12 protein-coding genes are annotated in these 12873 nt (G+C 72.6%); 1 reads left to right on the forward strand and 11 read right to left on the reverse strand.

All coding sequences use genetic code 11. The features are described from left to right. Positions 1–148 precede the first annotated feature (148 nt). From ACFY29_RS08010 to ACFY29_RS08040, 7 genes are all read right to left on the reverse strand, one after another. Positions 149–2605 (reverse strand): M14 family zinc carboxypeptidase, encoded by a 2457-nt coding sequence (locus ACFY29_RS08010; protein WP_386984224.1) that lies wholly within the window; start codon positions 2603–2605, stop codon positions 149–151. 107 nt (positions 2606–2712) lie between these two features. Next, positions 2713–2841, reverse strand: coding sequence for a putative leader peptide (locus ACFY29_RS08015; protein WP_386984225.1), 129 nt, complete (start codon positions 2839–2841; stop codon positions 2713–2715). Positions 2842–2883: 42 nt separating this feature from the next. Then, a complete protein-coding gene (locus tag ACFY29_RS08020) occupies positions 2884–4008 on the reverse strand; it encodes a bifunctional RNase H/acid phosphatase (RefSeq protein ID WP_328419036.1) in 1125 nt (374 codons plus the stop codon). Positions 4009–4011: 3 nt separating this feature from the next. Further along, positions 4012–4749, reverse strand: a complete 738-nt coding sequence (locus ACFY29_RS08025; RefSeq protein WP_328419037.1) for a C4-type zinc ribbon domain-containing protein — start codon at positions 4747–4749, stop codon at positions 4012–4014. Then, the gene (locus tag ACFY29_RS08030) at positions 4739–5575 is read right to left on the reverse strand and encodes a Nif3-like dinuclear metal center hexameric protein (protein ID WP_386984686.1); all 837 of its coding nucleotides are present in this window, start codon (positions 5573–5575) and stop codon (positions 4739–4741) included. The genes ACFY29_RS08025 and ACFY29_RS08030 overlap by 11 nt, the downstream gene beginning before the upstream one ends. 129 nt (positions 5576–5704) lie before the next feature. Then, a complete protein-coding gene (locus ACFY29_RS08035) occupies positions 5705–6277 on the reverse strand; it encodes a flavoprotein (RefSeq protein ID WP_386984228.1) in 573 nt (190 codons plus the stop codon). A gap of 16 nt (positions 6278–6293) precedes the next feature. Then, positions 6294–7523, reverse strand: coding sequence for a helix-turn-helix domain-containing protein (locus tag ACFY29_RS08040; RefSeq protein WP_328419039.1), 1230 nt, complete (start codon positions 7521–7523; stop codon positions 6294–6296). A 249-nt stretch (positions 7524–7772) separates the two neighbouring features. On the opposite strand from ACFY29_RS08040, the gene ACFY29_RS08045 reads away from it, so the two are divergent. Beyond that, complete coding sequence (locus tag ACFY29_RS08045) at positions 7773–8444, forward strand: bifunctional DNA primase/polymerase (RefSeq protein WP_386984688.1); 672 nt, start codon at positions 7773–7775, stop codon at positions 8442–8444. A 263-nt stretch (positions 8445–8707) separates the two neighbouring features. Here the strand turns inward: ACFY29_RS08045 and ACFY29_RS08050 are convergent, their stop codons facing one another. Genes ACFY29_RS08050 through ACFY29_RS08065 form a run of 4 tightly spaced genes read right to left on the reverse strand, consistent with a single transcriptional unit; the run spans position 8708 to position 12873 of the window. Beyond that, positions 8708–9430 (reverse strand): FAD:protein FMN transferase, encoded by a 723-nt coding sequence (locus tag ACFY29_RS08050; protein ID WP_386984690.1) that lies wholly within the window; start codon positions 9428–9430, stop codon positions 8708–8710. A gap of 49 nt (positions 9431–9479) precedes the next feature. Next, the gene (locus ACFY29_RS08055) at positions 9480–10064 is read right to left on the reverse strand and encodes an FMN-binding protein (RefSeq protein WP_386984230.1); all 585 of its coding nucleotides are present in this window, start codon (positions 10062–10064) and stop codon (positions 9480–9482) included. Between the two features lie 11 nt (positions 10065–10075). Then, positions 10076–11494: a ferric reductase-like transmembrane domain-containing protein gene (locus ACFY29_RS08060; protein WP_386984232.1), complete on the reverse strand. Its 1419-nt coding sequence runs from the start codon at positions 11492–11494 to the stop codon at positions 10076–10078. After that, a complete protein-coding gene (locus tag ACFY29_RS08065; RefSeq protein WP_328419042.1) occupies positions 11491–12873 on the reverse strand; it encodes a DUF1501 domain-containing protein in 1383 nt (460 codons plus the stop codon). The genes ACFY29_RS08060 and ACFY29_RS08065 overlap by 4 nt, the downstream gene beginning before the upstream one ends.

Consider the following 12873-nt stretch of genomic DNA (forward strand, 5'->3'; position numbering starts at 1 on the left):
CGCCGAACGGCGTCCGTAGTGCGCCGAGCGGCATCAACCGGCGTAGCCGGTGACGGACCGAACTGGCGGGCCCGGCGACGGCGTGGGGCCCGGGTGCAGTCGGCACCCGGGCCCCACATCGGCCGATCGTCAGCTCACCCGGTCGGGGTCACCGCCGGGCCGCCCAGAGCAGGGCCCGGCCGAGTTGCGACTGAAGGCCCTTGGGGTGCAGGCGGAACGTCGGGTCGGTGCCGAACAGCACCACGCCGTTTCCGGCGGCGGAGACGCCCCGCACGATGCTGGCCTGGTTGGCGGCCGCAGCCTGCCCGTTGGCGCCGTCGGTGGCCCACCAGCCGGACAGCAGCGGGTCAGCGGCGTACGACTGCTCGACCTCGACGTTGGCGCCGAGGTTGGTGAACCAGACGGGCTGGCTGATGAACGCGTGCGGGATGGCCGAGGTGGTGACCGGTCCCCCGTTGTTCACGATGTTGGCCACCCCGCTGGCCAGGCTCGGCGCCGCGGTGGCGGTCACGGTCAGCAGCGCGGCAGCGTTACCGAAGGACGCCCCGGCGGTGCCCAGGCCGACCACTCCGCCGCCCCGGGCGAGGAAGCCGTCCAGGGCGGCCCGGTTCTCGGCGGTCAGGTTCGCCAGGTTGACGTTGTCGGCGACCAGCAGCACGTCGACGTCCTCGGTCAGCGTGCCGGCCAGCGTCGCGGCGGTCACCGCACGCGCCTCGAATCCCAGGTCGGCGAGGGTGTCCCGCTCCTCGACCGAGCCGAGGTAGCCGACCACGACCCGGTCCAGCGGGGTGCCCCGCCAACCCCTGGGCGCCGGTTCGAAGCTGACGGCGCGGGCCTGCACCTCGGCGCGGGCCAGCTTGCGGTTGGCCGGGGTGCCGGGGACGACCACCGACCCGTCCGCGAGCCGGTGCACCACGACGCCCTTGGCCAGCAGCGAGTTCACCGCGAGCAGGTCGGCGGCGTCCCGCAGGTCCAGGCGCAGGTCGGACCGGCCGGCAGGCAGCGTGCCCTCGGCCCGCCCGTCGTAGGTCCGCTCCAGGCGTACCCCGGGCAGGTTGTTCCACAGGACGTCCACGGTGGCGCCCCAGGTCAGCCCCTGGCTCCAGGCGGCCGGGCCGGCGTAGAGGTCGTCCACCCGGTCGGTGATGTCCGCGCCCGGTTCGAGCAGCGAATTGACCAGGCCGCGCTTGGGCTGGTGCATGTCGACGACGTACGAGCCGGCTTGGTAGCTCTTGCCGCCGGCGGTGAACGCCTTCTTCGCCCGCCACACCCGGCCACCGCTGCCGATCAGTAGGTCGACCAGACGGGCCGCGGCCGGCTCGGAGCGCTGCCCGGTGCCGGTCGGGATCACGTACGAGCGGGGGAAGGTGGTGTTGTAGTTGTCCTCCGGGCCCCAGCCCGGCACGTAGCCGTCGGGGATGTCGCGCAGCGGCTCACCGGCCAGGCCACGGCGGTAGACCTCGGCCTGGTCGTGCAGCACCTCGGCCCGGTGGTCCTGGATGTAGCGCAGCGAGGTGCGGATCGCCACCTCGTGCACGTCGGTGTTGATGCCGGACCGACGGACCCGCTCGGCGGGGGTGAGCGTGCTGCCGCGCGGGTTCAGCGGCGCCTCGATGGTGTACGGGATGCTGCTCTGCAGCATGGCGAACGACGGCACGTAGATCGGCGGGAAGTCGTCCCACACGCCCGGCTCGTCGTCACGGAACGGGATCCGGGCCCGCTGGGTCTCGGCGTAACCCAGACCGCGCAGGCCCTGCTCGATCGCCAGGGCGTTCGGCAGGCCGTGCTTGATGTACAGGTCGTACTCGTTGTTGACGTTGTGCGGCGGGGTGCTGGGGTGCAGCAGGGTCGGGTTGACGTACCCGTGCAGGTCCAGCGTGATGATCGGCTTGGTGTCGATGATCAGGTCGCGGATGAGGTTGGTCTCGGGCTGCGCGACGATGGTCAGGTCGCGGTTGAGGTCGTAGCCGGCCGCGTTGGCCCGGGTGCCGGCCACCCGGCCGTCCGGGTTGGAGGTGATGTTGAAGACCAGCCGGTTGCGCCGCAGCAGCGCGGCCACCTCGGGGCTGCGGTCGGTGGCGAGGTCCTCGACGACCCGCAGCGCCGCGTCGGTGCCCTCCCACTCGTTGCCGTGGATGTTGGCGTTGACGAAGAGCGGGGTCTTGTAGCCGGCGAGCAGCTTCCGGTCCCGCTGCGCCCGGGCCGGCTCGTCCTCGATGAGCCGCTTCCAGGTCTCCTGCTGCCGGGCCTCGGTACGGCTCTCCGGCGCGGTCACGGTGACCGCGTACAGGTCGTAGCCGCCGGCGGACTTCCCGGCGACCCGGGCGGAGACCCGGTCGCTGGTCTGCTGGAGGGCGTTCAGTTTCGGCGCGATCTCGTCGTACGGGAGGACGCCGATCGGGATGGACGCGTCGGCCGGGTTGTCCGGCCAGAGCGGGAGGGTGCTCTGCCGGGGGTAGCCCCGGACGTCGGAGAGGTCGACGGCGCGCGGCGGCACGGTGGGCAGCGCGGTGGCGGACGCCGGCCCGGTCAGCGCCACAGTGGCGAGCAGCGCGGCGCTCACCACAGTCGCGGCGAGCCGGGGTAAACGTCTCGTGGACAACATGGACGGATCTCCTGTCGGGAGGTACGCGCAGGCGGACGCGCCGCGGGGCCGGAGACCAGCGGTGAAGGGAAACGCCTGCAGCGTGCGAGGAAGGGAGGAACCCGGCGTCAGATGGAGCGTCGACAGGCGGCGCTGGCGACGCGCAGGAGGTCGATGTGACCCCGCTTCGTCAGATGAACGCTTCGCACGAAACCGATCTTGAGTCGGGCGGCATCCACTGTCAACAGTTTCCACACTGGTTGGAGCCGCCGAGCTAAAACCCTCCCGACAGGTGGGAATTAGTCGATCGTGGCGAGGTGTGCGGTGTCGTTGACCGTACGCACCGCGACGCCGCCGTCGGGCCACATGTCGAGCACCGAGATGCCGGCCGCGTCCAGGAAGAGCCGGTGCAGGAAACCGTCGCCGGCCGCGAGCGCGTCCCGCAGCATCAGCTTGATCGGCGAGACGTGCGAGACGACCACCACGGTCTCAGCGGGGTACGCCTGGAGCAGCCCGGCGATGACCCGGTGACAGCGCTCGGCCACGTGGGTGAACGACTCGCCACCCGGCGGGGCGATCCGGGGGGAGGCGAGCCAGGCGTCCATCTCCCCCGGCCACTGCTGGCGCACCTCGGCGAAGGTGCGCCCCTCCCAGTCCCCGAAGTCGCACTCGATCAGGTCGTCCTCGGTGCGGACCGGCACGTCACCGAGCGCCCCGGCGATCGCCGCCGCGGTCTGCGTACACCGGGACAGCGGTGAGCTGAGCACGGCCGCGACGGACGGGGCCAGCGCGGCCACCCGGGCGGCGGTGGCCCCGGCCTGGGCCCGGCCGCGCTCGGAGAGCGGCACGTCGCCGCGGCCGGAGTAGCGCCGCTGCTCGGTGTACGCGGTCTCGCCGTGCCGGACCAGGATCAGGCGGGTGGCGGTGAAGCTCGGTCGCGGCTCCCAGGAGGCCGGTGCGGTCGCCGGGTCGCTGCCGGCGACCGGGGCGGCGGTTGCCACCGCGGGCCGGCCGGCGGCGGCGTCCATCGCGGCGTTGGCCAGCGCGTCGGCGTGCCGGTTCTGCTCGCGCGGGATCCAGGCGAACCGGACCGCGGCGAACCGGCCCACCAGCCCGGCCGCCTGGGCGGCGAGCGGTCGCAGACCGGGATGCTTGATCTGCCACCGGCCGCACATCTGCTCGACCACCAGCTTGGAGTCCATCCGGACGTCCACCTCGGCGGCACCCAGCTCGGCGGCGGCCGTCAGCCCGGCGATCAGCCCCTGGTACTCGGCGACGTTGTTGGTCGCCGTACCGAGCGACTCGGACCGTTCGGCGAGCACCTCGTTGGTCTCCGCGTCACGCACCACCGCGCCGTAGCCGGCTGGACCCGGGTTGCCCCGGGACCCGCCGTCGGCCTCGACGACGACCACGCGCGGCGCCACGACCTACAGACCCGACTCGTTGGTGCGGACCATGATCCGTCGGCAGTCCTCGCAGCGAACCACGTCGTCCGGGGCGGTCTTGCGGATCCGGGCCAGGTCGGCTCCGGAGAGCTCCAACCGGCAGCCGCCGCAGCGGCCCGCCGTGAGCAGCGCCGCGCCCAGGCCGGTGTCCTGGCGGATCTTGTCGTAGAGGGTGATCAGTTCGCCTGGGAGGTCGTCGGCGAGCGGCTGACGGGCCCCCCGCTTGAACTCCTCCTCCTTGGCGATCTCGGCCAGCGCGTCGTCCCGGCGCTTCTCGGTGGCGGCCCGCTTCTCCCGGGTGTCGGCCAGCCGCTGCTCCACGCCGTCCAGCACGCTTTGCGCGGTCTCCCGCTGCTCCATCAGCTCCAGCTCGGCGTCCTCCAGGTCGCCCTGGCGCCGGTTCAGCGAGACCAGCTCGTGCTGGAGCGCCTCCAGCTCCCGGGCCGGGCCGGTGCCCGCGGCCAACCGGTTCTGGTCCTTCTCCTTGCGGGCCCGAACCTGCTCGACGTCCTTCTCCAACCGGGCGATGTCCCGGTCCAGGTCGTCGACCGCCACCTGGGCGCGGACCCGCTCGTCCTCCAGCGACGACAGCTCCCGGGCCTGCGCCTCCAGCTCGGCCCGCTCCGGCAGCGAACGCCGGCGGTGGGCGAGCTGGGCGAGGTTGGTGTCGATCGCCTGGAGGTCGAGCAGGCGGCGCTGCACCTGGGGGTCAGCCTTCACGGTCGGGCTCCTTGTCGTCCACAGCGGGTGCGGCGGCGTGTACGGTCCACGGGTCGGTATCCAGGTCGGACACCAGCGTCTCGACGCCCGGCGCCTCCCGCAGGAGGGCTGCCAGATCGTCCAGCCACGGTCGTTCGGTCGCCCAGTGGGCGGCGTCGATCAGGGCGGGACCGTCGGCGGCGAGGTGCTCGCTTGCCGGGTGGTGCCGCAGATCGGCGGTGAGGAACGCGTCCACCCCGGCGGCGGTCGCGGCGCCGAGGAAACTGTCCCCCGACCCGCCGCTGACGGCGAGGGTACGAACCATACGCCCGGGATCCCCCGCGGCGCGAACTCCCCAGGACGTGACGGGGAGCACGGCGGCGGCGTGCCGGGTCAGCTCGGCGAGCGTCATCGGACGGGGCAGCTCGCCGATCCGACCGATGCCCCGGTCGTCGCCGTGCGCGGGCGACCCGGGCGCGGGCCGCTGCAGAGGCCGCAGGCCGGTCAGCCCGAACCGGGCGGCGAGGGCGTCCGAGACCCCCGGGGACGCCATGTCGGCGTTGGTGTGCGCCACGTAGAGCGCCACCCCAGCCCGGATCAGCTGGTGGATGATCCGCCCCTTGAACGTCGTCGGGGCGACCGAGGAGACCCCGCGCAGCAGCAGCGGGTGGTGCGCAACGATCATGTCGACGCCGGCGGCCAGCGCCTCGGCGACCGTCTCCGGCACCACATCGACCACGCAGAGCACCCGACGGACCGGGGCGGACGGCTCGCCGAGCACCAGGCCCACCCGGTCCCACTCCTCCGCCCAGACCGGCGGGTAGCGCCGTTCCAGCTCGGCCACCACGTCGGTCACCGTGGGGGTGGATCCGCATACGCTCACGGCGGGCCAGCTTACCGGCGCGGAGGCCATCGGGCGGCGACGCCCGGCCCGGCCGCGCCGGTCGGGTGGCGGGCCGGGCGGGCGGTCTGACCGCTAGGCGGCGCTCCAGGAGATGGCGCGCAGCGTGGTCAGCGGCATCGACCAGGGGAACGCGTGCAGGTGCTGCTCGCCGGTACCCGGCGGATGCAGGGCGACCACGTGATCACCGAAGAGCACCGTGACGCCCCACTCGGCCAGCCGGGCGATGCCGGCCCGGAACGCCGGGTGGGCGGCCATCGCGGCGTTGGTGTACGGCACCGCCACGATCGGAAGGCCCTTGCCCTGCGCCTCGACCAGCAGCCCGAGCGCCAACGTGTCGGCGATCCCGGCCGCCCACTTGTTGACCGTGTTCACGGTGGCGGGGCAGACGATCATCGCGTCGGCGGGCGGCAGCACGTCCGGATCACCGGGGTTCTTGTAGTGCGTCCGCACCGGGTGGCCGGTCTGCCGGGCCAGGGCGGGCCTGTCGACGAACTTGGCGCCGTCCGGTGTGACGACCACGCACACCTCCCAACCATCCTGCTGGGCCAGGTCGACCAGGCGCCCGACGTGCCGGGCCAGCGGCGAACCGCAGGCGATGACATAGAGCACCTCGCGGTGCCCGCTGATGTGCGGTGAACCGGCCATCAAACCGGCTCCACGCTCATACCCCTACTCCCATGTGCTCAGCCAACTCCGCTACCGGAGAAGGCGGCGCACCACGTGTGCGACGCAGGATGTCCGACATCACCTCGTGCGCGATCGGCCGGCAGCGGATCTCCGACGGAGCGAGCCGGTCGCCGCGCAGCAGCATCTCGCCGGCGTTCGCCACGTCGCCCATCTGGGCGAAACCGCGGGCGATGTCGAGCAGGTGGTGCGCGCGACGTTCGGGCAGCAACGCGTTGAAGGAGGGCTCCACGATGCGCAGCTGATGCACCTCCACCGCCCGACCCCCGTCGCCCAGCTCCACCGCGGCGGCGGCCCGGTGCAGCTCGACGTTGGTCGGGCCGAACGAGGTCCAGTAGTGGTTCTGGTCGCCGCCGAGCAGGGTGGCAGCCTCCTCGGCGCCGTTGATCAGGTCGTCGACGGTGGCCGAGTCACCGATCCGGGAAGCGGCCATGGCGCCTTGGAGCAGCAGCATGCCGTAGACGGAGAGCCGCGCCGGGGAGGCGTCGTTGCCACCTCCGGGCGCGAGCCGGTTGGCGATGTTGACGTTCAGCTCCAGCGCCGGGCGGGCCCGGCCCATCGCGACCAGGGCGTTGCACACGCGGGTGGTGGCGATGCCGGCCAGCAGTTGGTCATCGGCCCGCTGGGCCACCGCCATCGACCGGTCCGCGGCCAGCCAGGCCAGCTCGCACTCGCCGAGCTTGCGCAGCACCGAGGAGGCGATCTGGTAGACCTGCCCGAGCAGGTGTGCCGCCTCCGCGGCCTGCTCCCCGCCGTAGCTGGCGTCGGCCGCCTGGGCGTCGCGCAGCAGCTTCGGCAGCGCGCGGGTGAGCATCCCGTAGCGGCCGTACTGGTAGGTGAGCCAGGCGTGGTTGACGGCCTTGCGCATGTCGTCCAGCGGCGGCGGGTACGGCGCCGCGTCGAAGTACGCGCTCATCGAGTCGTACCGCTCCAGCGCCGCCCGGATCTCCTGCACCTCGACCTGGTCGATGCAGTTCAGCGCATCGGTACGCCGCTCCGGGTCCTTGCCCATCAGCAGCTGCACGTCCACCTGGAGGATGTCGGCGATCTCGTAGAGGACCGAGAACTTGTCCAACCGACGGACGCCCCGCTCGACCTTGTCCACCCAGCTCTTCGACTTGCCCAACCGGTCCGCGAAGACCTGCTGCGACATCTTGCGTCGCCCCCGCCAGTAGGCCACTCGCCGCCCTACGGGTAGCTCGTCCATCTCCCCATCCCTCCCCTGCCGCCCCGGCCAATCAGGCCCGGGCGATGTCCGCGGGCGTGGCGAAAGTCATCCATGTTTAGGTTTTGCCTGGTCGCACAGCTAGTGCGTCAGCCATACAGCCAGTCCTCGTACTTTTCGTGCAAGTTGCACGAGCCGTTTCGTCAACCTCAACGATCGTGGGTTACGGCAGTGACGGCGCTCGACATGCGACCTGGCGTTCGCCGGGCCCGACGAGGGGAGATGGCAAACATGTGGGGGAACGTCGCACCGCGCGTCGCCGAACTGTCGCCGCTGGAAAGAGTCCGGCTGCGCCGGGTCGCCGTGCGGTACGCCGCGCACGGGTGGGAGGTCACCCCGGGGGCCTGTCTGGCCCGCAGCCGGTTCGTGTGCGGCCGGGCCGGCTGCCCCACCGTGGGCTGCCATCCCGCCCTGGAGAACTGGGAGCTGGCGGCCAGCGCCGACCCGGCCCGGGTGGCCAACTGGTGGCGGGCCCGCCCACACGGCGTGCTGCTGCCGACCGGTCGGGCCTTCGACGTGCTGGAGGTGCCCGCCCACCTCGGCCAGCTCGTGCTCGACGCGGTGCAGACCCACCCGGCCGGCACCGGCGTACGCGGACCGGTGCTGGTCACCCCCACCGGGCGGTGGATGTTCCTGGTCCGCCCCGGCGATCCGCTCCGGCCGGAGCTGGAGCACTGCTTCCACGTGGTCCGGCACGGGCCGGGGTCGTGGATCCCGGCACCGCCCACCCGGCTGCCAGAGGGGACGGTGCGCTGGGCGGTCGCCCCGGAGCAGGCCCGCTGGCAGCTTCCGGATTCCTACCTCGTGCAGAACACGCTGATCGAGGCGCTGCGCGTCACCGGGGTGACCCTCGCCCCCGACCTGCTCCCCGGTCACCTGCCGCTGCCCCGGCGGGGCATGTGAACCGGCCCCGGTGGGCGATTCCATCCGGTGGCCGACAGCGTCGCCGAGGCGTCGGTCCTCGTTGACAGTGAGACGGCGCGAACGCGCGCCACGAACGGGGGAACGATGTCCACGGACGACCGAGCGCCTCATCCCGGCGGCACCGAACCGCCCCGGCGCAGCCACCCACGACACCGGTGGGCCGGCACCCGCCCGTCCGGCTCGCGCCCCGGCCGTCCCCGCCCCACCGGTTCCCGTCCCGCTGGCACCCACCGCCCGCTCCGCTAGTCCGTGCGGGGCATGCCGGCGGAGACGAACTGGCGGGCGTCGTCGGTGATGACGGCGTGGGTGTGGTCGGGGAGGCGGTCCAGCCAGCCGATCCCGGCGACCCCCATGGCAAGCGCCGCGGTGGCGTAGGCGTCGGACACCCCGAGGTCGGTGCCGACCACGGTCACGGATCGCAGCCCACCGGCCGGCGCGCCCCGGCGCGGGTCCAGCACGTGTCGACCCCGCTCATAGACCCCGGACGTGGCCACGGCCAGATCGGTCCCGGCCAGCACCAGGCAGGCCGCCATCGGGTCCCAGGGGTGCCGAATGCCGATGCGCCACGGCTCGCCGGACGGGGAGAAGCCGCGTACCCGCACGTCACCGCCGGCGTTCACGCAGTGGTTCGCCGCGCCGGCGGCGAGCAGCCGGTCCGAGGCGACCTGTGCCGCCCAGCCCTTGACGAACCCGGACGGGTCGAGCTGGCCGGTGGCGTACGCGTCGAAGAACCCATCGGTGGCGCCCCACAGGTCGGCGCAGGCCTCCAACACGAACCGCAGGTCCGCCGACGCCTCGGAGAGCAGCACCTCGCCCCGGTCGAAGCGGCACACCTCGCTGTCCGTCCGGTACGTGCTGAACCGCGCGTCCACCTCGCGCATCCAGGCGAAGACCTGGTCGGCCAGCTCGCGCAGTCGCGCCGGTGGCAGGTCGTCGGCGAGGTCCAGGGTGATCGCCGTACCCATGATCTGCTCGACCTGGCACAGCCCGGGTCGGGTCATCGTCGCCGGCACGTCAGAACGCCTCCTCGATCGCGCCTCGCAGCGACTGCTTGTAGGAGTTGCTGGTCTCGGTGGCACCGGAGACGGTGTTGAGGTTGGCGCTCTGCTTCTGCACCACCTCGCCACCGGTGCCGTTGTACCTGTCCCGGACGTCACCGCTGTGGATGTCGGACTCGCCCCCGCTGGGCAGCGACAGCGAGATGGCCTCGATGATCCGGGTGCCGGAGACCACGATCTGCACCTGCACGTACCCGTACTCGTTGTCCACGCCCGGCCCGGTGACCCGGCGAGTGGTCGGCTGCGGCGCCTTGGTGGTGGTCCGCGGTGTGGTGGGGGCCTTCGCGGTGGTGCGGGTGCCGGACGGGCGGGCGGTGCTCTTGCTCGGCTTGGGCGACGACGGCGCGTTGGGAGCCACCGACGGCGTCGGTGCGACGCCCACCGGGGCGGCGCTCGGGTCGACACCCTGCGGGGTGGGGTTGACCGACTGGCCGGCAGGCAGGTCCTGGGCGACCTGGGAGGTGCCCGGCGAGCCCTTGAGCACCACCAGCGCGGTGGTGCTGGCGGCCAGACCGGTGATCGCGAGGAACGCGCGACGCATGGGATGCCTTCCTACAACTCGAAGGTGGCCAGGTGGATCTGCCGGCGGGGGACGCCGGCCCGGCGCAACGCGCGCACCGACTGCTCGACCAGCCCGGGCGGCCCGCACAGGTAGACGTCGCGCCGGGCCACGTCGGGCACCAGTTGCCGCAGCCCGTCCGGGCTCATCAACTGGCGGGGGCCGGGGTCGTCGCGGGAGCCGATGACGTACCAGACCGAGGTGTCCCGGGCCTGGGCCAGCCAGTCCAGCTCATGGCTGAGCAGCACGTCGGCCGGGGTGCGGGCCCGGTAGATCAGCGCGGCGCCCGGCGGCAACTCCTCCAGCATGGCCCGGATCGGGGTGATGCCGCTGCCGCCGGCGATCAGCAGCGCCCGGTCGCCGACCCGGTGCGCCGCCGTGAAGGTGCCCGACGGGCCCTGCGCCCAGACCCGGGTGCCCGGGTCCAGGTCGCGCAGGTCGGCGGTGTGCGAGCCGACCACCTTGACGGTGAGGCGCAGCCAGCGGCCGTTGGCCGCCGCGGAGACGGAGAACGGGTGCGACTGCCACCAGCAACCCCGGGTGAGGAAGCGCCAGCGGAAGTACTGCCCGCCGAGCATCGCCAGCCGGCCCAGCCGCTCACCGGTGAGGTAGATGGAGATGGTGTCCGGGCTCTCCGCGACCACGTCGGCGACCCGCAGCCGGTACCGCAGGTTGAACGCCAGCGGCGCGATCACCCGACCCCAGAGCAGGGCGGCGACCACCAGCACGTAGAGGGCGATCCAGCCGGTACGCACCGGCCCGGGCTTGTACAGCTGCGCACCGTGGCTGAACTGGTGCCCGAAGCCGAGCAGCAGGATCAGATAGCTGGACCAGTGCAGCAGGTGCCACAGCTCGTAGGGCAACGCCCGGCGGATCGCCCGCACGCTGCTGAACCCGACCAGCATCATGATGCCGGTGGCGACGAACGCCGAGACCATGTCCTCGTAGTCGCCGAGCAGTACGCCGACCTCGGCGAACACGGAGTGGTTACGCAGGTCCGCGTAGCCGACCAGGATCAGCGACATGTGCGCCAGCACGGCGACCAGCAGGGTCGCACCGACGTCGCGGTGCCAGCGGGCCAGTTGTTCGCCGCCGATCCACCGCTCCAGCACCGGCAGCCGGCTCATCATCAGCACCTGCACCAGCAGCAGGTAGCCGGCGACCAGGCCGGTGATCCGGCCGGCCGCGGTCACGGTGGCCGCGGTGGTCTTCAACGAGCCGGCGGGAGTGCCCAGCCACCACGGCAGCACGCTGGCGAGCAGGCCGACCAGGAGCAGCACGGCCAGCAGCCGCCGCCCGCCGGGTCCGCGCCGGTCCGGGATCGGCGGGGGTACGGGCTCAGCCGTCCGGCCGCCGTGCCGGGACGAGGTCCCGGTGCGGCGGCCGGCGGCGTGGGTGTGCGAATGCGTCACGCGTACAGCTTCATCGGGGCGTACTTCTGGCGGGGGAAGACCTTGTCCACCTCCGCGTTGGTGAGCCCGAACCGGCCCTGCGCGACCGCGCCGTAGACGTTGAACATGTTGTTGTACTCGGGCACGTCACCGGAATCCAGCTTGTCCAGGCCGTTCCAGGTGCCGAGCAGCGAGCCGGCCAGCTTCTTGCCGGACAGCAGGGTGACCACCCCGCCGTGCCCGTGGTCGGTGCCGCCGCCGTTGGAGCCGACCCGGCGCCCGAACTCGCTGGACACCATGATCGTCACGTCGGCGGCCTGCGGGCCGAGGTCGGTGAAGAACGCGGCCATGGCGCTGGCCAGCTCGTTCAGCCGGCGGTGCAGTTGGCCGCCCTCGCGGGTGCCCTGGTTCTCGTGGGTGTCGTAGCCACCCATGCCGACGGTGGCGACCCGTACGTTGGCGCCACCCTTGATCAGCTGGGCGAGCTGCTTGAACGCGTTGCCGACGCCCTCGTACGTGACCCCCGCGGCCGGCTGGTACGGCTTGGCGGCGAGCTTCTGCGCCGTGGCCAGCGCGCCCATGCCCTCCTGCACGGCCTCCTCGACCGGATGGTTGATCCCGGTGAAGAGCCCTTTGATCGCCTTCTCAGTGGCGGCCCGGAACCGCTCGTCGCCGTTGAGCCGCAGCGAGCCGACGTTGTTCAGCGAGAGCGCGCCGTTGTTGCCGACCAGCGAGCGGGGCAGCGTGCTGCCGATGCCGACGCTGCGGAAGGCGGTGCCCTTGCCGAGGTTGTCGACCAGGCCGTCCAGCCAGCCCCGGCCGCCGGTCTCGTTCGGCAGCCCGCCCAGGTTGCAGGCGTCCGCGGCCTGGAAGTGGCTGCGCGACAGCCGCTCGTCGGAGACCGCCGGGATGAAGCCCAACTGTCCAGCCTTGAGCCACTGCTCCAGCGGCTTGAACGCGCTGGTCAGCTTGAAGCCACGGCCCAGGGCCAGCGAGTCGTTGCCGAGCAGCAGGTCGGGGCGGGCTTTGGCGAGCACCGCGTCGCCGTCCGGTGCGACCAGGCTCAGCCCGTCCAACCCGCCGTAGAGGAAGACGTGGATCAGGGTGCCGGTCTTGGTCGCCGCAAACGACGCCGAGGTGGTGACGAACTGTGCGGTCGCCAGCGCGGTGGCGGTGGCCGCGGCACCGGCGACGAAGGTCCGCCGGGTGACACCGCGACCGTCCTGCTGGGCCTCCTCCAGGTCCTCCAGGGTGCGGTAGCGGTCGGCCTCGGCGGCGTTCTCGGCGGCGACGAGGTCGGCCTCCGCCCGCAGCAGCGCCTCGGCCGGGTTGTCGGCCAGCCGCCGCAGGTCGGGGCATTCAGGGTGCAGGGGGAAAGAGTTGTACACAGTCTTCTCCAT

Origin of the sequence: Micromonospora sp. NPDC000668 (assembly GCF_042897975.1) — a bacterium.
In the GTDB taxonomy this organism is placed as follows: domain Bacteria; phylum Actinomycetota; class Actinomycetes; order Mycobacteriales; family Micromonosporaceae; genus Micromonospora.

What these genes read in the sequence shown, in the direction of transcription:
- ACFY29_RS08045 (WP_386984688.1), top strand. Translation starts at nt 7,773, where the DNA reads ATGTGGGGGAACGTCGCACCGCGCGTCGCCGAACTGTCGCCGCTGGAA.
- ACFY29_RS08010 (WP_386984224.1), bottom strand. Translation starts at nt 2,605, where the DNA reads ATGTTGTCCACGAGACGTTTACCCCGGCTCGCCGCGACTGTGGTGAGC.
- ACFY29_RS08035 (WP_386984228.1), bottom strand. Translation starts at nt 6,277, where the DNA reads ATGGCCGGTTCACCGCACATCAGCGGGCACCGCGAGGTGCTCTATGTC.
- ACFY29_RS08065 (WP_328419042.1), bottom strand. Translation starts at nt 12,873, where the DNA reads ATGGAGAAGACTGTGTACAACTCTTTCCCCCTGCACCCTGAATGCCCC.
- ACFY29_RS08055 (WP_386984230.1), bottom strand. Translation starts at nt 10,064, where the DNA reads ATGCGTCGCGCGTTCCTCGCGATCACCGGTCTGGCCGCCAGCACCACC.
- ACFY29_RS08050 (WP_386984690.1), bottom strand. Translation starts at nt 9,430, where the DNA reads ATGGGTACGGCGATCACCCTGGACCTCGCCGACGACCTGCCACCGGCG.
- ACFY29_RS08040 (WP_328419039.1), bottom strand. Translation starts at nt 7,523, where the DNA reads ATGGACGAGCTACCCGTAGGGCGGCGAGTGGCCTACTGGCGGGGGCGA.